Here is an 18,516-nt window from a genome sequence, read left to right as displayed (position 1 = left end):
ACCGTGACAGGAGTGACGACTGGAGCGAGCCCGGCACCCCACCGTCTGATCTATGATCTCGAATGACTCGTGCTTGTCTCGAAGGCGGCGCGGGCCAACTCTTCAACGTAGAGAGGCACACCCTCGGCCTTGGCCAACACCGAACTGCGCATACCCTGAGGGAGGGTTTTCCCGGAAACGGCATTGCCGACAAGTAACTGGGCATCGTCATCGCTTAGCCGTTCCAACGTGATTTTGCGCAGCTCCGACCGCTTCAGGGGTTTTCTTAACCTCTTTTCACGCGTGGTTATGAGGATAAGCATCGGAAACGAGCCAACTTCCCCGATAAGCGCTTCAAGGACATCACTCGACGACGGGTCGATCCACTGTTCGTCCTCGATCGACAGTAACACGCGGTTGATGCGGGAGACGTGGTGCAGCCAGTCGACGATTACCCGCACAGAAATCATGCGCTGTTGCGCCGATGTCATGTTTGGGGACGGATAGCGAGTCTGGCTGATGGAAAGGAGCTTGGCAAAAATTGGCAGCGACTGCGACACGGGGATGTTGCTGAATGACAAGAGTGCTTCAAGCCGCTCGAGACTGATGTCCGCGAGGTCCTCGGCATGCATGCCGGCATAACGTTTCAACAGTGTTAGAAACGGAAACAACGCGCTGTTGGAGTAAGCTGTGGAGCACTGCAGAGTGAGGTACGTGCACCTCGGCATGCGTTGATGCGCCTCGAAGATCAGCCGCGACTTTCCGATTCCGGGCTCGCCACAAATCAGCGCTGCCTGACCGTGGTTTTCGGTTACAACCTCGCGCCAAAGCTTGAGAATCTGGGTCAATTCGGTTCGACGGTCCACGAGTTCGGTCAGTTGGGTTCGCTTGGCGAACCGATTTTCAAGGATGTGAGGTTTTTCGGCGCGCCAAACATGCACCAGATTGGAAAACCCCTTTAATGTTTGCGGGCCAAGGTCAGTGAATTCAAATGCACCGGCCGTGCTGTCATACGTCCGTTGGTCTGTCAGTATCGTTTGTGGTTCGGCGATCGACTGGAGTCTTTGCGCAAGATTGGGAATCGAACCCATGGCAACGGTCGACACACCGGCGGGCGCTGCAAGGTAATCCCCCACAACCACCACGCCGCTCGCTATTCCTATCCGAACTCGCAAGGGCGGCGCGTCAGGCACTTCGATTTCGGGTACAAGCCGCAGAAGCTCGAACGCCAGCTGCAATGCCCGTTCCGCGTCGTCCTCTTCGGCGATCGGGTAGCCGAACAGGGCCTGGAAGGCATCGCCGATGTAACTGGCAGCAAAGCCGTTGTGGTTTCTCACGGCGATATTGCATTGGTTCAAGTAGTCACGCGTCAAAGTGCTGAAATCTTCAGGGTCCATGCGGACCGCATATTCGGTTGAATCTACCAGGTCGCAAAACAGGATGGTCAGTTGGCGAGCGCTCCCCCGATATCGGGGCCAGTACTTTGCCGCTTTCGTCGATAAGCCGCTTAATCGCTGTAAGGAGTTTTTTCCTCGGACCGAGCGGAATTTGCATGTCGCGCAGGTCGCCGTCGGACAGCAGACGAAGGGTATCGAAGTCGACTTGATTCACCTCGAATACCTTAGCGAGGTGATCAAGCTTCAGCCTGCTCAGCCATTTCCTGACATCGTCCATGGTTCCCCCAGATCGAACCGATATGCCTTGGTGATAGTAAAGTTGTACGTCTGGTTGTCTGCGAAAGAGGATACCACTGTTTTGAATTGCAGACTAAGCGAATGGCCGATGTGATCACTCCCAAGCTCGATGTGAACGATCATGGCGACCTTGGTGAGGCCGACATCAACATTGCGCATCCTTCCAGCCCGCAGGGGAATCAGGCAGTTCCCAACTTGCCCGCGGATGAGATCGCCGAAAGGCGGCCTTTTTCGTGTCGGTACTTTTGCGCGCCAAACTCCCGGATGTTCTCGGTGTGTGCTGCGAAAGTTGCATATGGCTCCTGTGGAAACCGCGCCTCAGAAACCGCTTCGAGTGGTCTGCGGTCGATTTCTTTCAGGAGCACTGATTCAGGGCCCAATTCAAGACTCAGTTTAACCGAGCAATTGTGTTGAACGTAGTCAAGGCGTTGATCCAGTGCGTCGGCTTTTTCAACGTTTGTCATGTAGGGGCAGCCGCAAGTGGGCGAAGCCTGCTTGGAGACGGTCAGCCCGATGAAACAGGTTAGGCCTCAGGTTCGTGGCAAACCGCTTCAATGTTGTGCCCGTCCGGGCCAATGACGAACGCTGCATAATAGTTCGAGTGGTAGTGCGGGCGCAGACCAGGCGCACCATTATCTTTGCCACCCGCCTCCAGAGCCGCGCGATAGAAGGCTTCGACTTGCTGGCGATTCTCGGCCGTGAACGCCAGGTGAAGATGCGCCGGCTTCTCCTCGGTTTGGTACAGGCACAAAGAAGCCTTCCCCTTTGGGCTAAGCTCGACGCCGTACGTTGGCAATCCCTCCGATACAACAGCTACGCCGAGTGGTTCGAGCGCCTTGAGGAAGAACGCTTTGCTCGCTGCATAATCGCTGACTCCGAATTTGACGTGGTCAAACATGCGTTCTCCCGAAATGTGTAGGCCTGCCGGACGGGCGCCTCTGCTGCGCATCTTGCCAAGTCTGCTGCGCTGCAGAGCGGTCCTTCGCGGCTGGTTTTGCGTCTCAGACTTTATTGCCATGTCTCAGCCACCGATGGCAAGGAACAGGGTGGAAGTCGAGAGAGCAGCGCCCCTTTTTGTGTAAGCTCGCAGGGTAGGTAGCTTGAGCCAGCCATAGTGACAAGAATCCGCACTCGAGCAGCTGCGGCTTGTCGCCAAAGGGGAATTTGTCGCTTCAGTGAATTGTGGGAGATTTCACGAACGGATGGTCACGCGGCCGCGCTAGCCAGGCCGCTGCGCTGTCACGACGAAAGAAAGCCCCGTCGAGGCGAGGCCCTGATGCAATTAGGCGAGCTGGAGCTCGATACGCCCGCGACCCTACTCGGTGAGCCAAACACCTCTGAAAGTGCGCGTCTTGCGATGTTATCCGTCAGATGGAGGAAGCACCGTCCACGCGCTTGCTATGACCTCATCTGCCGCCTTGCAGATGCGCCGAGGTCTCGCCGCATCTTTTCAACCCGCGCAACGTGGCCATGCCGTCCGGTTGCTCCGCCAGAGCCAAAGATCAGCCGCGGGGCTGCAGCAGCGCCAGAGCGACCGTCGATGCGGCAAGGACGGCGGTAAGGGTCAAGGGGCCGGTAGCGCCATAATTGTCCACGACATAGCCGCCGACAACCGCGCCAATTGTAATGGCGACCTGGAAAGAGGTTACCATCAGGCTGCCCGCTGCTTCTAGCGCGTCGGGCGCCGCGCGGGACAGATTGGTCGGCAGCACCACCGGCGCCATGCCGAAGGCGAAGCCCCACAGCGTAGCGAAGCCGAAGGCAACGCCGATGTGCACGCCCCAAAGTACCAAAGCGAGCGCCGCAAACGCCATTAACGCAGCGGTGGCCGCAAGGGCCATGCGGATATTGGCGTCAGCCATGCGGCCACCGGCAATATTACCGATCACAGCCGCGATGCCAAACCCGAGCAGCGCCAGGGCGATCGGCCCGGTTGCAAGGAGCGTTACCTGTTCGAGGAAGGGGCGCACATAGACCGAGCCGGCAAAATGCCCCGTCATAAGCAAAAGAATAGCAAGCATGCCGAGTTGAATGCCACGCCGCCGCGTCAGCCGAAGGACATCGCCAAGACTGTTGCTTGTGCTTGCAGGCAGCGTCGGCAGGCTGAGCAACTGCAGCAGCATGGCAAGCGCGGCCAGCCCCGCTGTCATGGCCATGGCGCTGCGCCAGCCCAGCCAGTCGCTGATCAACGCGCCCATCGACGGTGCGGCAATGGTCGCGAGCGAGACGCCGAGGGTGACGATTGCCATGCCCCGACCTGTCGCATTGGCGCCAACCAGCCTCGCTACCACGGCAACTGAAAGCGCCCAGAAAGCGCTGAGGGCAATGCCGAGCCCGGCCCGGCCTAACAATAATAGCCAGAAATCGGTCGCTACCGCCGCGAGAATATTGGAGGCGATCGCCAAGGCACTGAGACCAACCAGCACCGTCTTGCGGTTCAATCGGCCGATGAGAACATTGCTCAACATGGCCGTCACGGCGCCGACGGAAGCCGTGGCGGTGACGACCTGTCCGGCGGTTCCCTCGCTGATGCCGAGATCGCGCGCCATTGGCGTCAACAGGCCTGCCGGCAGAAACTCGGCTGACACCAGCGCAAAGCTGGTGGCCGCCATCGAAAGGACCGCGAACCAGGTCGCGGGGCTCCACGCGGCTGGCGCAGCGGCATCAAGGTCTATCGCGGCGCCATCAAGCTGTAATGTTGTGTCCGTCATTGAAGTGTCTCCAAGGTTTAGAGATCTTCATAGACGAGTCTTTTCGGATGATATGTATCTTATAATCCGAATTCCATGTCCGTTCGTCCGGAAATTGTGCGACGCACAACGCCGGGCGAGACGCTGGTAATGCGCTTGAACGCGCGAGCGAAGGATGCCTCGGACTCATAGCCCAAGCGGGTTGCGACCTCGGCAACCGACATGCCGCTTTGCCCCAACAACTCGCGGGCAAGCTGCATACGCAGACGGGCGAGATAGCGTGCCGCGCCTTCCCCTAAAACAGCGCTGAAGCGTTCGGCGAAAATCGAGCGCGATTGGCCTGCCAGGCCGGCGAGGCTTTCGAGTGTCCAGTTGTGGCCGGGGTCTCGGTGCATGGCTGCCAGGGCGCGGCCGATATGGGGGTCGCGGATGGCGGCGAGCCAACCGGTGGTCGGGGCTCCGGTGCAATTGACCCAGCAGCGGATGAGCCGCGCTGTGAGCAGGTCCGCCATTCGTGACAAGATGGTGGCACTGCCCATCTGCGGTTGTGTGGCCTCCGTCGTCATAGCCGCGAGCAAGGGACTAACGATCGGGTCATTGCCAGCCACGTCGCAGCCCTTGATGATTGGCGGCATCAAGGTGATCAAGGGGTTAAGCGCACAGGCGCCCAAGGCCATGGAGCCGCAGAAAAGGGTGCTGGTCGCGCCCGTTCCTTCCCGCACCACCTCGCAGACGTTGCTCCCCAACTTGGTCACCTGACAGCCCTGGAGCGAGTCGCCTACAACATCCGGCGCGCTGGCCAGCCGATGGGCGATGCCTTGCGGCAGCAGCACCAGATCACCATCGTGCAACTCCTGCCAGCCTTGCGCTTCGGTATGGATCCAGCATGGGCCCTGGCTGACAAAGTGAAAACGAAGCAGCGGTTGTTGCGGAAAGGCGATGCTCCATGGATGTCGCAGCTCGCAGCGGCCATAGTTGACGCCACTCAAGCGAAAGTCTTGGAGGACTTCGCTGAGCGCATCCATCGGGATCTGCGGCGGCGAAGACGGTCGGGACGAATGATCAAGCATTTGGCAAATATAGATGCCGATCGTCCGGCAGGCAAGGGGAGATGTTGTTCGACGCAATCGCTTTTCGTCACTTTTAGCGCGAAGGCATCGCCGCGACACTTGGGGGAGTTGTCATGACATCATCGCGATCCAAACTGCTGCTTAAGATGGCGGTATTACTTTCTTAAGCGTTTCGAATTTCTTCGAGGTCTTCCTCGATCAGAAATAGCGGAAGATCCATTGGGCCAAAACTTAGGAGTTTCGCAACGTCACGCATTCGAGGGAATACGGGCGATGACCTTGATCTCGAAGTCGAAGCCGGCTAGCCAGTTTACGCCTAGTGCAGTCCAGTTCGGGTAAGGTGCCTTGCTGAAAATCTGTTGCTTGACAGCCATGATCGTTGCGAACTGGTTCTCGGGGTCAGTGTGGAACGTCGTCACATCCACGATATCGTCGAACGTGCAGCCTGCGGCATCCAGTGTCGCCTTGAGGTTTTCGAAGGCCAGCTGGACCTGACGTTCGAAGTCGGGTTCAGGCGTTCCATCGGAACGGCTGCCGACCTGCCCGGACACGAACAGGAGATCGCCGGATCGGATAGCGGCCGAATAGCCATGTTCCTCGTAAAGGGCATGCCTGTTTGCAGGAAAGATTGCTTCGCGTTGGGCCATAGTCGATCTCTCTTGATTATCTGGGTTGATGACCGGTGAGTGCAGCGTGAACTGCAGCAGCTTCACATACGCCCGTATCGTCTGATATACGGTGCGTATGTGGAATATTCTACATACGCACCGTATGTCAAGTCAATATACGCGTCGTATGTGAAATCGAGGCTAAGATGGCTAAACGACGCGTTGAGACGATGGAAGAGAACCGCGCCAAGCTAATCGCGGCTGCCCGAAAGGCTTTTGCCAAAAAGGGCTACTCTGCCGCTTCAATGGATGAGTTGACCGCTGAAGTCAGTCTGACGCGCGGTGCGCTCTACCATAATTTCGGAGACAAGCGCGGGCTTTTGGCGGCAGTTGTCGATCAGATTGACTCGGAAATGGCATCGCGCGCCCAGAAGATCGGCGCCCGTGCCGGCAACGATTGGCAGGGCCTGCTTGCCGAGGGTGCCGCCTATATTGAGATGGCGCTTGATCCGGAAGTCCAACGCATTGTCCTGCTCGATGGACCTGCGGTGTTGGGTGATCCCTCGCGATGGCCCAGCCAGAGCAGTTGTCTACAAGTCACCAAGCGAACAGTTGAACGCCTTATCGCACAAGGGCTCCTCAAGCCCATTGACGCAGAAGCGGCGGCGCGGCTTCTAAGTGGAGCTGCTCTCAATGCTGCTCTTTGGATCGCCGCCAGCGACGACCCGGAGGATGTACTGCCGAAGGCCATCCAGGCGTTCCGTTCCTTGGCTGCGGGTCTGCTTGTGAATCCTGTGTGAACTCTTCGGGGCCCACCACTCCCGCCTGTTTGGAAATATGGCCCTGGCCGTTTGACGTTGCGCTCGTCCAAATCTGTCTCTCGTGGAAAGTAAACGCGTCAATCGGGCTGGCTGCGTGTGAACGACGGGATGTTTTGCACAGATGAGTATCAGTAATCTGCCGTGTATTGGCGCATTTCATATCCTAGCCCCAGAATGGAATGGAGAACCAATTTGCAGTCATCTGTTTTCCAGATGACTGCAAAGAATCTAACTATTTGTCAGATGTCATAAACTCGCCTACTCCTTTGCCTGCATCGAATGTGACCGATGCGGTGGCCGACAGCCCCGACCGCTGGCCACGTCGATGTTCTGGAGGATTACGAAAGTATATGGACTGTAAGCGTGTGGGCGCGTCCCAGGCGATTGCGCTGCCATGCTTGCTCGAACAATCCTGATCTCAAATCAGCGTATTTCATTCGTCGGCGATCGGGCGGACGGCTCGCGTCCTGAGCACTCTCAGGCCGCCATCGGCCGGGAGGTTGCCTCGCTTGCGAAATCACTAGCCTCCTGCCGCAGCCATTCGACAAACTGTCGGACACTTTTCATTCGAGCGATCGTAGCGAGTTCGACGATCCGGTACGCGTAGCCAGGCATGGTAGGGCCTTCTATCCGGCGCATCGTTCCCGACTTTATACCTTCGTCAATGAGGACGTTGCTCGATAGCAGAGGGCCAAGTCCTCGTTCGGCGGCGTGCATGGCCAAGGTCTCCTCGCTGAACCAGGAAATCTTGAAATCACCGTCATGCGAATGGGGTGCCTCCACGATCCAACTGGTCCACGTGGGACAGGAGAAAGCAGGATTCTTCCACTTATAAGCCAGAAGTGGCTTGTTCCGGAATTGGTCAATCTGCACCGCCCCAGAACCGCAGATGGCACTGGCGGCAACGGCGATATAGTGGTCTTCAAGCAAAACTGTCTGCCCTATACCGCCGTGGGGAGGGCCGTATCTGACGGCGAGATCAATGCCCTCGGCTCGAAGATCGATCACGTCCTCAGAAGCGTGAATATTAACGGTGACATTGGGAAAGGCACGGGCGAACCTCTCAAGCCTTGGCATCAGCCAACGTTCGGCGAAAGCCCGGGTCATCGACACTGATACCCTGTCGGACTCACTGGCAGACGCCACATGGCTGAAAGCGGTTGCGAGTTTGTCAAAACCATCTCTCAACAGGGGATAGATCTCGCCACCCGCTGTCGTTAGCGCCACAGCGCGGCCGGAGCGCTCGAACAGTTTGCGCCCGATTAATTCTTCCAGCTGCCTGACCTGATGGCTCACAGCCGTAACCGTCACACACAACTCGTTGGCGGCAGCGGTAAAACTCTCATGCCGTGCGGCGGCTTCGAAGGCTCTCAAAGAGTTAAGCGGTGGTAGCTTTCGCATGTCAGTTCCTTTCCGGCTGGTAGATGGAAACTTCAGATCCGGAACCACCTGGGGCCGCTGGAAGTGTGAAGAAATTGGTTTAGACGCGCGTCCTCGGGATTTCTAAAAGCTCGCCCGCGGCATGTTGGAATACCATTATTCGAATGCGGTCCGCGACTTCCGGCCTAGAATCGACTTGGGATATCTCATGACAATGGTCATTCCTTTTTCGGGCGGGCAAATGTTGCCAATGCAATTGTTCAGCATTCGTGGTTCCTCTTTCTTGCTTACCGAATTTTGAAATGCGCTTCTGTTGGTATCATGTTGTTGACGGGCACCATGTCCTGAGGGCAAGCCGACAAGACGATGACAATGTCTTGCTCCGCGCGCAGCGAAATGAACTGACCTGGCTTGCTCACGGGGGGCAGGAACGAAAGCGTCCCGTCATTTTCGACAGGAACGTTCATGAAGAGATTCAAAGGGCTCGGAGTCGCGGTGGATTCGAGCGCGATCGCTTCGAGGGCCTGGTGGAGATTGTCAGTGCAGTTGTCGTGATAACCTACGGCGCCCAGCTGCCGGTAACGATGGCAGTCGCAAGCGGCGATGAGCGTATCGTGGATACCAGGCGTGGTGTCTTCTACGACTGTCAAGATCGGCTGGCGCTTATTGGTTGTGAAGACGTCGCCCTCCTTGGGCAAGAGCGTTAGAATCGCCGCGCGGGTGTGTTCCATGGACATGAACTCGCCCATGTCTTTGGCGTTATAAGCCCAGGTATCGACGACTTGGCTACCGTGCGTATTGATCACAGTCACGGTTTGGCCGGCCTGTACATAGGCCGCTACACCTCGGCGCGCTGGTATCAGTATGGCATCTGCAGGATCGGTTTGCGTGATCTGGTTCATGTTCTAAATCCTCGCCGTGGTTGAGTTTGCACAGTGAAGCAGATGGCACCCTGTAATTCCAATAATATTACTTTGCTTCATTATAGAAAAATCGTATACCTATCAAATGAGGCTACGGCAGTTGGAATGTTTCCGCGCGATCATGATCCACGGCACAATGACCCGGGCCGCGGAGCTCCTTGGAATGTCGCAGCCTGGCATCAGCACAATGATCGCGGCACTGGAACAGGATATCGGTCTGACTCTTTTCGTTCGGCGGGGCGGTCGCCTGCAGCCCACTCCAGAAGCGAAGCTGTTCTATATCGAAGCAGCAAAGGCGCTGGAATCGGTGGAGAACACGAAGAGGATTGCGAACGAAATCGGATCCGGGCAACGCGGTTACCTGGCGATAGCAGCCTATGCCAGCATCTCGATCAGCCTGCTCCCGCGGGTTTTGTCGGTGTTTGCCGAGGATCGGCCCGATCTGCAGATGAAGATTATCTCACGAAATTCGCAAAACGTTCGCGAGCTGATGTCCACTCAGCAATTCGACATCGCGATCGCCGAACTGCCGCTTGATTATCCGACATCGCACATGGAGGTCTTTTCCTACACGTGCCAATGCATGCTCCCTATTGGTCACACACTCGCTTCAAAGAGCATTCTGACGCCGAGTGACCTCGATGGTGTGCCATTCGTGACTCTTTTTCGAGGTGATCCGATTTATCAACAGCTCGCCACGGCGTTCTCCGAACATGGCGCCCATTGGAATGTCACGGCGGAGACCGAGTTCTTTTCCACGGCTTGTGAACTGGTCGCCGCCGGCTGTGGTGTCGGGATTGTTGATCCTGTCGTCAGCCGGCCCTTTACGGAAAACGTGGTCCTTGTGCCTTTCGAACCAAATATCGAGTACCAGATCGCCATCTTGTTGCCGACCCGGGAAGAGCTTTCCCAGGTTGCGGCAGAATTCATCGAAGTATTGAGGCCACATCTCCAGGCGTGATGCGGTCCGTTCGGTGGGATAAAGCCTATGGCTATCGCAGCATTACGGGGGCGTCAAAATATGGAAGCTCCTCGGTACGGACATTGTAGTCGCCGTTCTTTTGTAAACTGTCCACATGCTTGATAATGTCTTCAAGGGTTGCAAACCAAACGTCGGCCTTGTTCAACAGGACATCTTCGAGCCAACGCTCCACCACTCGCCATCTGGCGAGGCGTCCCGTAAGGAAGGGATGCCATATGCCCATCCAAAAGCCACCAGCTTCATATTGTGCTTCGAATTCTTCGAAAGACGCCGCGAGGCCTTCGGCCGGCGCCTTGACGGGCATCATGTAGCCAATCTCGGCATAGTGGGCGAATGGCGGCCAATCATCGCTGCCCCAGTGAGGCGGAGCCTCGTAAAGCTCACCCTTCGGCGTCTTCATCCTGTAGGGGATGTCATCGGCCATCAGGGAGGAGTCGTAAAGAAAGCCATGCTCGATTAAAAGGTCGATTGTCGTCTGGGTGGCATTGTAGACGGGAGCGCGGTACCCGCGCGGCTTTCGTCCCGTCATTCGCACGTGTACGTCCAAAGCTTTTTCGAACCAATAACGCTGTTCGGCATCGCTGCTTTCGCTCGGGTCCTCGTGGATGAAACCATGGTGACCGATTTCGTGCCCTGCTTCCAGGACCGCCTCCACGGCGGCCGGATAGTGCTCCATCGTCCATGCGGGGATAAAGAATGACTGTTTGAGCCCAAGCCTGCGATATGTCTCGAGAATGCGGGGTATCGCCACCGTCGGACCATACCGGCCCATCGTGATTGGATACAGCCTGTTGTAACTGTCCTTCGGTCTAGCGACATGTATGAGGCTGTCCGCGTCGACGTCGAAAGATATCGCACAGGCGCATTTCGCCCCATTGGGCCAGGGGATCGGATTTTTGATCATGTCATTCTCCTCATGAGTTCACCAATGCGTGCTCGATTGCTAACCCGGAGGCGAGAAGGGCGTCGTCCTTACCATGCGTCGCAGAAATCAGCACGGATGTCGCCAAGCCTTCATCGTCGTAACCGCTCGGGAGGGCCAATCCTGGCATATCCAGAAGGCTGCCTATCATCGTTATCGATAACGTCTGTAAGTTCAGCGCAGCGAAATAGTCGTCGTCAGCCTCAAGCTCCTTGAGCTTGGGTGCTACATGTTTGACCGTTGGAAGAACTAGCAAAGCACCATCGAGCGCCAATGACAGCGGCGCCATCAGGTCTCGTCGCGCAGTGATAATTTTCTCTGCTTGCTGCTCAGACATCAGACTTGCCGCACGGAGCCGCGCGCTAACGCGGCGATCCACCAAGGCGCTCGAATGCCCATTCACGATGTCGCCAAGCAATTGCCATGCCTCGTAAGCACCCAGCCAGCCCAGATCTGAAATGACCTTTCTTGCCTCACTTACAACGCCGACGGATTTGTAGCTCACTTTAGCGCCACGGCTGGCCAAGGACTCCATCATGTGCATCAGGTTATCCCTGACGGCCGGTTCAACATCGCCGTCTTCCAGCATCGCCGCGTCGACGACAAGGCGCACCTTGGCCATTGAGGGCGGCGTAAGCGTCAGGCGCCCTCGGTCACGCATGGCCAAATCCATCCATGCGCAGTCGGAAACCGACCGGGCAATCGGGCCCAGCGTGTCGAAGGTGGCGGCGAGGGGATGGACACCAGACATCAGGTATCGGTTCGTGGATGCCCGAAAACCAACCAATCCATTAAAGGCCGAAGGTACGCGAATAGAGCCCGCAGTGTCCGTGCCGATGGCTGCGGAGACAACATCGCGCTCGACTGCAATGGCAGATCCTGACGACGATCCTCCTGGTGCTCGGGCCTCGCCCTTAATGTAAGAAGCGGTGGGCGTGCCGAAACTGGGATTTAAGCCCAGGCCGGAAAAGGCGAACTCGCTCAGATTGGTCTTGCCGATCGCGATGAGCCCTTGTCGCTTGACCGCCGCGACCACCGGCGCGTCTCGCAGCGCCGGTGCAACAGTTAATCGCGTGCACGATCCTGCTGTTGTCCGAAGCCCCTGCATGTCAATCAAGTCCTTCACGGCAATTGGAATGCCATCAAGCGGACCAAGCGAATGACCGTTGCTTCGGCGATCGTCTGACACCCGGGCCTCGTTCAATGCTTCTTCACGCCGCAGGGAAATGAACACATGTTTTGTGGCAGCCGCTTGTGCAAGGGCCTTCTCTACAAGGATGACCGAGCTCGTCTCCCCAGCCGCCAGTCTTCTGGAAATTTCGCTCAGGCCGACAATATGTCTCCTTCCACCGGACGTTCCACGGAGGCCAGCCTTCAATCTGCTCACTCGGCGGCCCGCATATTTGATACGTGAAGTAATTGATCGACGAGGCGAGGTACCGCTGCGCATGCATCCGCAATCGACTTTTGGTGCCTGTCGTCATTGAATTCTTGATAGTCGATTGAAATCACATGGCTCTCATCAACGCCGAGATAATGAGAGCAAGTTGCGATATGGGTATCAAGGTGGTTCATGTTCTCGCGGATGCCGCCAACGCCGAAACCAAATTCGCCTCTCGCGCTCAATACGACCAACGTCTTGCCCGACATGATCGGCTTCAACGGGAAGTCACCCCGCTTCGAGGTCAAATGTGAAGGTCTTGCCAATGCGTATGACCTTGTCGAACCAGGATTTCAATGCCGCTGGCATGCCGTAGTTGTGCATCGGTGCGCCGATAACGATGATCTGCGCCCGATCCACTTCCGCAATGAGTTCATCGGAAAGCGCGAGCTCATCGTGGTCCTCAGCCGTCCTGTCTTCCTGTCTTGTGAAAGCTGCTGCTATCCACTGTTCGGTGATAATCGGGGGAGGGTTGGTTCCGACATCGCGGACTATGATCTCGGCGCTGGAATCGCGTTCTTTCCATTTCGCGATGAAGTCGGCGCTGAGGCGTCGGCTGAGCGAACGCTCGCCCCTAGGGCTTGAGTCGATATGGAGAATTGTTGTCATTTCATGTCTTCCTCTGCAACCAGGGTTTGGAAGACCTTTGCCCGAATAGCGAAAGGGGTGTGATTGAAATTTCGTGTTCATGAGTTGAGATAATCTCAACCAGGCTGTATCAGCCCATTCCAACATCAAACAGGATCTATTCAGTATTGAAAACAAGACATTAGCTTGAACTGTCGAGTTGAGCTCATGCCAGCTTGAGAAGTTCTCATTTTCAGATTTGCTTCATACCTGCCGAAATGAAGGAGGTAGGAGCAAATATCTCGAAAGGGGAATTTTAAATATGCAATTACAATCGGAAAACCCGGAAATACTATCGGAAGGGGGCTTCGATGCTTCGGGCATAGAGCAAGTTCCTGACATGCACCGTACATCGTCGCCCCTCGACCAATTCTGGATCTGGGCCGGAGCAAACGTTGCGCCTATCAACTGGGTTTTAGGCGCCTTGGGTATCCAGATGGGACTGAGTCTTTGGGACACGTTCACTGTGATCGTCATTGGAAACATCATGGGTGCAGGTCTTTTCGGGCTGTTTTGCCTGATGGGGCATAAAACAGGTGTGACCCAAATGGTTCTGACACGGCTTTCTTTTGGACGTCGCGGAGCATATCTGCCCACACTCCTTCAGGTATTGATGGGAATGGGATGGGTCGCGACCAACACCTGGATCGTCCTGGATCTGGCGGTGGCGGCGTTCGATAAGGCCGGGATCGGCGGCGGCGCCGAACTGAAATATGTTGTGGCTCTCGCAATCATGGTGCTCCAGGTCGGCATTGCCGCATGGGGCTTCAACGCGATAAAGTACTTCGAGCGCTACACGATGCCCCTGATCCTTGGGGTGATGGTGATCATGACACTGTTAGCGTTCTTTACCATCGACATTCGCTGGAGCAATTCCACGCTGGTAGGTATTGATCGTTGGGCGGCCATGAGCCAGCTCATGACGGCAATCGGAATCGGTTGGGGTATCTCATGGCTCGTCTACGCGGGTGATTACACACGTTTCGCGAAGCCCCTTCTGACCAATAGAAAGGTCTTCAACGCAACGTTTCTCGGGATGTTCGTTCCGACGGCCTGGCTGGCATTTCTCGGGGCGGCAATTGCATCGGCAGGCGTTGGGGCGGATCCTGCTCAGTTGATCATCGCCGCATTTGGCGCCATGGCGCTGCCCGTGTTGATGGTGCTCGTGCACGGCCCGATCGCAACGAATATCGTCGTCATCTACTCGGCGGCCCTCTCGACCCTCGCGCTCGATATCAAGCAGCCTCGTTGGATGGTCTCGCTCGCCTGTGGCCTGGTCGGGTCCGTCATCCTCTACTTCTTTCTGCAATCGGGAGACTTCGCCCATGCCTTTGATAGTTTCATGGTAGCGATGGTGGTGTGGATTAGCCCGTGGGCTGGCGTCACAATGACCGACTTCTTCGTCATTCGTCGCGGAAGGGGTTAGCATCGCGGAACTCTATGCCGCGCCAGCCGATAGCGCCTATGGCGATATCAACTGGAACGGCATCGGCGCTTTCTTCGCCGGACTGGTGGCTGCATGGCTGTTCCAGATGGGCACGATCGAAAGCCTGCAAGGTCCCGTAGCGGTTCGTTTGGGCGGGATCGATCTTTCCTGGCTCGCCGGGATCGGTACCTCATCCGTCGCATACTTCGTATTCCACAAGCTTCGCGGAAAAGCCGATGAGCACCTGATCCCTCTCAGTGCTCGCGGAAAATAATGCAGCACGGGCCGGCCGCAAATGGCCGCCCAAGACCATAAAAGGAGATACAATGATCCCAGTTCTACAACAGGATAACGTGCTGAAGGCTCTGTCCGGTGGTGCGGCCGAAGACACCTTCCTTGGAAACGTGGTCGAGATAGCGATCGTCACCCGCGATCATCGCAAGACGATGGATGGCCTTGGTAAGCTCGGTATCGGACCATGGCGTGTTTACAGCTTCAACCCTGGCAATACGGAGAATCAGACCTACAGAGGCGAACGGGTGGATTTTGAATTGACCGTATGTTTTGCCCAGTCGGGAAATATGGTCTGGGAACTGATGGAGCCTGCATCGGGCCCTACAATTTTCGCGGACTTCCTTGAAGTGCACGGCGAGGGAATTCATCACGTTGCTTATGACTGCAACAACATCCCCTTTGAGGAGCGCTTGGCCGAATTCGAGAGACGCGGGTACAAGAAAATGCAATCCGGCAGCTGGCTGGGCAGAAATCATTTCGCATTTTTCGGAACCGAAGACGACACGACGACCTGCTTCGAAACATACGCGTTTCCAGATGACTGGGAATATCCTGAACCTGACTCCTGGTACCCTGAAGCACCCAAACCTGCTATTTGACATGCCCAGTTTGAATGCGCCCACTGGGCGCGTTCAAACTGCTGCCGGCGGATATTCTTGCGGGCGGATCTCAGCGTCAGCGTCAATGGGGAAGTTCATTCAACAATCGAATTTTCGTCCTTATCTGCGTTCTTAAACGAACCGCTGTTGCTGTCTCTTCTAGGGCTGTTACAGATAACTCATAAAAGCCTGTGGCGACAAAACCATAGGACTGGGAGCGACGTCCCCAGTCAGCATCTTGAAATGAATGCGCCTCGCCGGTCATCGCGCAAACAGCGCCCGATGTGTTCAATGTTGCTTCAAAAGGTGAAATGGCTCGACTGAACCTTCTGATGCAGCTTCGTTGGGAGACGGTCGTTCGGTTTTTCAAAGATACCTGCCCAAACCCGGCCATGACGCAAGTTGTTGATGACAGCTACCGCTCGGAGAGGCGACGTTGATTGCTCGATGCCAGATACTCCAAGAGGTCCCGCGCGGGCGACGATAATTCTTCCTCGGTGCGAAAGCAGATCGACAGCCGGCGTGTAGCCCAGTCATCGGCAAGGCGGACAAACGCGATCTTTGCAGATCGGCTGCAGCGGCGCGCCGCCGTCTCGGGCATGATGCCGAAACCGACGTCGGCGGCCGCCATATGGCAGATGCCCTCAAAAGTGCGCATCCGCACCCGCACCTTCAGCCTGACGCCCGTCCTCGCGGCCTGGACAGCGAGGTGATCCTGCAGCGCGCCGCCCGCCAGACCGACCAGGTGTTGATCCAGAATATCGGCAAAGGTGACGCGCTTTTTCGCCGCCAGCACATGATCGCGCGAGATCACGACGACCAACCGGTCGGTGGCAAAGGGACGCAGTTGCAGGCCGGCGGTGGCGGCCGCATCCGAGAGAATGCCGAACTCCACTAATCCGCCCGAGACGGCTCTCGCGATTTCATCGCTCTGGCGCTCTCTCAGATCGACATCGATCTGCGGATGGACCGCCATCCATGTGCTGAGCCTTTCCGGCAAAAACTCGGTGAGGGCGGCCGTGTTTGCGGCAATTCGGACCGTCGCACGCACGCCACTGGCGTGTTCGCCGAGTTCGCCGCGCATCTGCGCCATCTGGCGCCGGATCAGGCGGGCGTGATGCGCCAAGGCTTCGCCGGCCGCAGTCGGCCATACGCCGCGACGGCCGCGTTCGAGCAACTTGACTTCGCCGGCAGCTTCCATGTCGCGCAGGCGCTCGCTGGCCGCCGACAACGAAAGTCCAACATCGGCCGCCCCGTGCGTGATGCTGCCGGCATCTACCACGGCGAGGAACAGGCGAAGGTCGGTCAGATCAAAGCGCATATACAGAGCATATCCGACATCCAGCCTTCGGGCCAGCCGAAGCCTGGATGTGGATCTTCCGCATTGTGTCTGCCGGGAGATCCCTTAAGCCAAGCTTATGATGGATTCCTCGATACCTCTCGTCGTCGCGGTAACCGCGACCTTTTTCGCCGCCGGCTTGGTGAAGGGCGTCACTGGCATGGGACTGCCGACCGTGGCCATGGGCGTGCTCGGCGCGCTGTTCTCGCCACTGTCCGCGGCCAGCCTGCTGATAGTCCCATCATTCGTGACCAATGTCTGGCAGCTTCTCGCAGGTCCGAATCTCGGCACGCTCGGGCGCAGATTTTGGCCAATGATACTCGGGGTCGTCGTGGGGACGATTGCCGGCTCGTCGCTGCTCACCAGCGGCGACACAGTACTCACAACGAGCGCGCTCGGGTGTGCTCTTGTCCTCTATGCCGTTTGGACGCTGGTTGCTCGTCAGATCTCGCGTGCCAGCGATCCTGGAACCGTGGCTTTCTCCGGTCATCGGCGTTGCAACCGGCGTAATAACCGGGAGCACCGGCGTCTTCGTCATCCCGGCAGTGCCCTACCTTCAGGCGCTCGGCCTCGAAAAGGACGATCTGGTCCAGGCGCTCGGCCTGTCCTTCACCGTTTCCACGATTGCACTTGCGGCAGCCTTGCTATGGCGAAGCGCCCTTCAGATCGACAATCTCGCCGTTTCGGCGCTGGCGATCGCGCCGGCACTCGCCGGCATGTGGGCCGGGCAGATCATTCGCAACCGGGTCAGCTCGTCGACCTTCCGCCACTGGTTCCTGATCTGTCTGTGCGTGCTCGGCGCTGAAATGTTCACGAGGCCGTTTTTGTAGGTGGGGCTATGCGTTCTGTTTGACAGTATCATTCTATTTCAACCGTAACACGGGCCTTCATGTTCGGGTGAAAGCGGCAATAATATTCGAACAACCCCACCTCTTGCAGAGCCAGACTTGCCGACTTGCCAGCCGGGATCAATGCTTCCCAGCCCCCCTTCACGGTGGCTGTGTGATCCAGAATATCCGTGTTGACCCATTCGATCGTATCGCCGATCTTTGCATTGATGGCCGCAGGCGAGAATACGAGCTTGTCAATCGTAACCTGAATGGTTTCCGCCTGCGCCTGAACGGCGCCCAGGTTCATTACAACAATAATGCCGATCCACAGATACCGTCGCGACAACATGTCCTGTCCTACTTGAGTTCGGACGCAACGTGCTCGGCGTGCTGTTCGTGTCCCTGGAATATTTTCAGACCAGTTTCCAGCAGACTCTTGAGTTCAGAGTTACTTGCCGACGGGATCAGTACTGTTTCCAGCGCGCCATTTACCTGTTTGTGGTAGGCGACCTCGTTTTCGACATAGGCTTTGTCAAAAGCACTACCGCTAAGTTTCGAGAGTTTGCTCTTTTCGGCGGCCGCTGCTTTGGCCAAGGCACGACTGGTATCATTATCCTCGGGTGTCACTTTGAGTTTCTTGACAAGGTCGAGGGCTTGTTTGTTGACCGCTTCATGGTCGCGAACCATGTCATTGGCGAAGGCCATGACATCCTTGTTTTTGGACTTTTCGATCGCTAGCTTCGCCGCCTCGATATCAATGGTGCCAGCAGTGTAGGCAATGTGCGCGATTTGGGGGTCGGTTGGCTTATCGGCGGCTTGCATCAGGGACGTGCCACCCAGAAAGCAGAGTATGGCCAATGCCGTGGTTGTTCGTGTAAACATGGGATCCTC

The 18,516-nt window shown here is 56.9% G+C and carries 18 protein-coding genes and 2 pseudogenes; 5 read left to right on the top strand and 15 right to left on the bottom strand.

The features are described from left to right. Positions 1 to 50: 50 nt before the first annotated feature. The 6 genes from N8E89_RS28065 to N8E89_RS28040 form a co-directional block, all read right to left on the bottom strand. Entirely contained in the window at positions 51 to 1,376 is a 1,326-nt protein-coding gene (locus N8E89_RS28065; RefSeq protein WP_410010473.1) for an ATP-binding protein, read from the bottom strand. Beyond that, the gene (locus N8E89_RS28060) at positions 1,366 to 1,653 is read right to left on the bottom strand and encodes an SAM domain-containing protein (RefSeq protein WP_262263426.1); all 288 of its coding nucleotides are present in this window, start codon (positions 1,651 to 1,653) and stop codon (positions 1,366 to 1,368) included. Before N8E89_RS28060 ends, N8E89_RS28065 begins: the two co-directional genes overlap by 11 nt. A 543-nt stretch (positions 1,654 to 2,196) precedes the next feature. Continuing rightward, positions 2,197 to 2,571 carry a VOC family protein gene (locus tag N8E89_RS28055; RefSeq protein WP_262263425.1) on the bottom strand — a complete coding sequence of 125 codons (375 nt, stop codon included), beginning with the start codon at positions 2,569 to 2,571 and terminating at the stop codon, positions 2,197 to 2,199. Positions 2,572 to 3,175: 604 nt separating this feature from the next. Continuing rightward, positions 3,176 to 4,384: an MFS transporter gene (locus N8E89_RS28050; protein ID WP_262263424.1), complete on the bottom strand. Its 1,209-nt coding sequence runs from the start codon at positions 4,382 to 4,384 to the stop codon at positions 3,176 to 3,178. A 59-nt stretch (positions 4,385 to 4,443) separates the two neighbouring features. After that, positions 4,444 to 5,433 carry an AraC family transcriptional regulator gene (locus N8E89_RS28045; protein WP_262263718.1) on the bottom strand — a complete coding sequence of 330 codons (990 nt, stop codon included), beginning with the start codon at positions 5,431 to 5,433 and terminating at the stop codon, positions 4,444 to 4,446. A gap of 248 nt (positions 5,434 to 5,681) precedes the next feature. Further along, the gene (locus tag N8E89_RS28040) at positions 5,682 to 6,080 is read right to left on the bottom strand and encodes a RidA family protein (RefSeq protein ID WP_262263423.1); all 399 of its coding nucleotides are present in this window, start codon (positions 6,078 to 6,080) and stop codon (positions 5,682 to 5,684) included. 167 nt (positions 6,081 to 6,247) lie between these two features. Here N8E89_RS28040 and N8E89_RS28035 point away from each other — a divergent pair, with 167 nt between their 5' ends. Continuing rightward, on the top strand, positions 6,248 to 6,841 hold the full coding sequence (locus N8E89_RS28035) for a TetR/AcrR family transcriptional regulator (protein ID WP_262263422.1): 594 nt from the start codon (positions 6,248 to 6,250) through the stop codon (positions 6,839 to 6,841). 498 nt (positions 6,842 to 7,339) lie between these two features. Here the strand turns inward: N8E89_RS28035 and N8E89_RS28030 are convergent, their stop codons facing one another. Together N8E89_RS28030 and N8E89_RS28025 are read right to left on the bottom strand one after the other, a co-directional pair. Continuing rightward, positions 7,340 to 8,263, bottom strand: a complete 924-nt coding sequence (locus N8E89_RS28030) for a LysR substrate-binding domain-containing protein (protein ID WP_262263421.1) — start codon at positions 8,261 to 8,263, stop codon at positions 7,340 to 7,342. A gap of 266 nt (positions 8,264 to 8,529) precedes the next feature. After that, complete coding sequence (locus N8E89_RS28025) at positions 8,530 to 9,144, bottom strand: DUF1989 domain-containing protein (RefSeq protein ID WP_262263420.1); 615 nt, start codon at positions 9,142 to 9,144, stop codon at positions 8,530 to 8,532. Positions 9,145 to 9,250: 106 nt separating this feature from the next. Here N8E89_RS28025 and N8E89_RS28020 point away from each other — a divergent pair, with 106 nt between their 5' ends. Next, positions 9,251 to 10,126, top strand: coding sequence for a LysR substrate-binding domain-containing protein (locus N8E89_RS28020; RefSeq protein WP_262263419.1), 876 nt, complete (start codon positions 9,251 to 9,253; stop codon positions 10,124 to 10,126). Between the two features lie 31 nt (positions 10,127 to 10,157). Here N8E89_RS28020 and N8E89_RS28015 read toward each other — a convergent pair whose 3' ends face one another. The 3 genes and pseudogenes from N8E89_RS28015 to N8E89_RS29625 all read right to left on the bottom strand — a co-directional run bounded on the left by N8E89_RS28015 (position 10,158) and on the right by N8E89_RS29625 (position 13,119). Further along, a complete protein-coding gene (locus N8E89_RS28015; RefSeq protein ID WP_262263418.1) occupies positions 10,158 to 11,051 on the bottom strand; it encodes a polysaccharide deacetylase family protein in 894 nt (297 codons plus the stop codon). A gap of 10 nt (positions 11,052 to 11,061) precedes the next feature. Further along, on the bottom strand, positions 11,062 to 12,456 hold the full coding sequence (locus N8E89_RS28010; RefSeq protein WP_262263417.1) for an amidase family protein: 1,395 nt from the start codon (positions 12,454 to 12,456) through the stop codon (positions 11,062 to 11,064). After that, positions 12,453 to 13,119 (bottom strand): annotated as a pseudogene (locus N8E89_RS29625) (FMN-dependent NADH-azoreductase). The gene N8E89_RS28010 and the pseudogene N8E89_RS29625 overlap by 4 nt, the downstream one beginning before the upstream one ends. Before the next feature lie 280 nt (positions 13,120 to 13,399). On the opposite strand from N8E89_RS29625, the gene N8E89_RS28000 reads away from it, so the two are divergent. Both N8E89_RS28000 and N8E89_RS27995 read left to right on the top strand, forming a co-directional pair. Next, a complete protein-coding gene (locus N8E89_RS28000; protein ID WP_262263416.1) occupies positions 13,400 to 14,563 on the top strand; it encodes a purine-cytosine permease family protein in 1,164 nt (387 codons plus the stop codon). Positions 14,564 to 14,820: 257 nt separating this feature from the next. Beyond that, positions 14,821 to 15,456: a VOC family protein gene (locus N8E89_RS27995; protein WP_262263415.1), complete on the top strand. Its 636-nt coding sequence runs from the start codon at positions 14,821 to 14,823 to the stop codon at positions 15,454 to 15,456. Between the two features lie 415 nt (positions 15,457 to 15,871). Here the strand turns inward: N8E89_RS27995 and N8E89_RS27990 are convergent, their stop codons facing one another. After that, positions 15,872 to 16,777, bottom strand: a complete 906-nt coding sequence (locus N8E89_RS27990) for a LysR family transcriptional regulator (RefSeq protein ID WP_262263414.1) — start codon at positions 16,775 to 16,777, stop codon at positions 15,872 to 15,874. Between the two features lie 84 nt (positions 16,778 to 16,861). Beyond that, positions 16,862 to 17,050, bottom strand: coding sequence for a hypothetical protein (locus N8E89_RS27985; protein WP_262263730.1), 189 nt, complete (start codon positions 17,048 to 17,050; stop codon positions 16,862 to 16,864). On the opposite strand from N8E89_RS27985, the pseudogene N8E89_RS27980 reads away from it, so the two are divergent. Next, a pseudogene (locus tag N8E89_RS27980) lies at positions 16,971 to 17,544 on the top strand (sulfite exporter TauE/SafE family protein); the annotation flags it as partial. The gene N8E89_RS27985 and the pseudogene N8E89_RS27980 sit on opposite strands and share 80 nt — an antisense overlap. 109 nt (positions 17,545 to 17,653) lie before the next feature. Here the strand turns inward: N8E89_RS27980 and N8E89_RS27975 are convergent. Together N8E89_RS27975 and N8E89_RS27970 are read right to left on the bottom strand one after the other, a co-directional pair. Then, positions 17,654 to 17,974 (bottom strand): cupredoxin domain-containing protein, encoded by a 321-nt coding sequence (locus N8E89_RS27975; protein ID WP_262263413.1) that lies wholly within the window; start codon positions 17,972 to 17,974, stop codon positions 17,654 to 17,656. Between the two features lie 8 nt (positions 17,975 to 17,982). Continuing rightward, on the bottom strand, positions 17,983 to 18,507 hold the full coding sequence (locus tag N8E89_RS27970; protein ID WP_262263412.1) for a DUF4142 domain-containing protein: 525 nt from the start codon (positions 18,505 to 18,507) through the stop codon (positions 17,983 to 17,985). Positions 18,508 to 18,516 lie beyond the last annotated feature (9 nt).

The organism is Phyllobacterium sp. A18/5-2 (genome assembly GCF_025452215.1).
GTDB lineage: Bacteria > Pseudomonadota > Alphaproteobacteria > Rhizobiales > Rhizobiaceae > Phyllobacterium > Phyllobacterium sophorae.
The sequence above is the reverse complement of the archived record's forward strand: the minus strand, read 5'-3'. Positions and strand labels throughout refer to the sequence as shown.

Excerpts from the sequence above, each read along its gene's own strand:
- N8E89_RS28065 (WP_410010473.1), bottom strand. The coding sequence starts at position 1,376 with ATGGACCCTGAAGATTTCAGCACTTTGACGCGTGACTACTTGAACCAA.
- N8E89_RS28060 (WP_262263426.1), bottom strand. The coding sequence starts at position 1,653 with ATGGACGATGTCAGGAAATGGCTGAGCAGGCTGAAGCTTGATCACCTC.
- N8E89_RS28055 (WP_262263425.1), bottom strand. The coding sequence starts at position 2,571 with ATGTTTGACCACGTCAAATTCGGAGTCAGCGATTATGCAGCGAGCAAA.
- N8E89_RS28050 (WP_262263424.1), bottom strand. The coding sequence starts at position 4,384 with ATGACGGACACAACATTACAGCTTGATGGCGCCGCGATAGACCTTGAT.
- N8E89_RS28045 (WP_262263718.1), bottom strand. The coding sequence starts at position 5,433 with ATGCTTGATCATTCGTCCCGACCGTCTTCGCCGCCGCAGATCCCGATG.
- N8E89_RS28040 (WP_262263423.1), bottom strand. The coding sequence starts at position 6,080 with ATGGCCCAACGCGAAGCAATCTTTCCTGCAAACAGGCATGCCCTTTAC.
- N8E89_RS28035 (WP_262263422.1), top strand. The coding sequence starts at position 6,248 with ATGGCTAAACGACGCGTTGAGACGATGGAAGAGAACCGCGCCAAGCTA.
- N8E89_RS28030 (WP_262263421.1), bottom strand. The coding sequence starts at position 8,263 with ATGCGAAAGCTACCACCGCTTAACTCTTTGAGAGCCTTCGAAGCCGCC.
- N8E89_RS28025 (WP_262263420.1), bottom strand. The coding sequence starts at position 9,144 with ATGAACCAGATCACGCAAACCGATCCTGCAGATGCCATACTGATACCA.
- N8E89_RS28020 (WP_262263419.1), top strand. The coding sequence starts at position 9,251 with ATGAGGCTACGGCAGTTGGAATGTTTCCGCGCGATCATGATCCACGGC.
- N8E89_RS28015 (WP_262263418.1), bottom strand. The coding sequence starts at position 11,051 with ATGATCAAAAATCCGATCCCCTGGCCCAATGGGGCGAAATGCGCCTGT.
- N8E89_RS28000 (WP_262263416.1), top strand. The coding sequence starts at position 13,400 with ATGCAATTACAATCGGAAAACCCGGAAATACTATCGGAAGGGGGCTTC.
- N8E89_RS27990 (WP_262263414.1), bottom strand. The coding sequence starts at position 16,777 with ATGCGCTTTGATCTGACCGACCTTCGCCTGTTCCTCGCCGTGGTAGAT.
- N8E89_RS27975 (WP_262263413.1), bottom strand. The coding sequence starts at position 17,974 with ATGTTGTCGCGACGGTATCTGTGGATCGGCATTATTGTTGTAATGAAC.
- N8E89_RS27970 (WP_262263412.1), bottom strand. The coding sequence starts at position 18,507 with ATGTTTACACGAACAACCACGGCATTGGCCATACTCTGCTTTCTGGGT.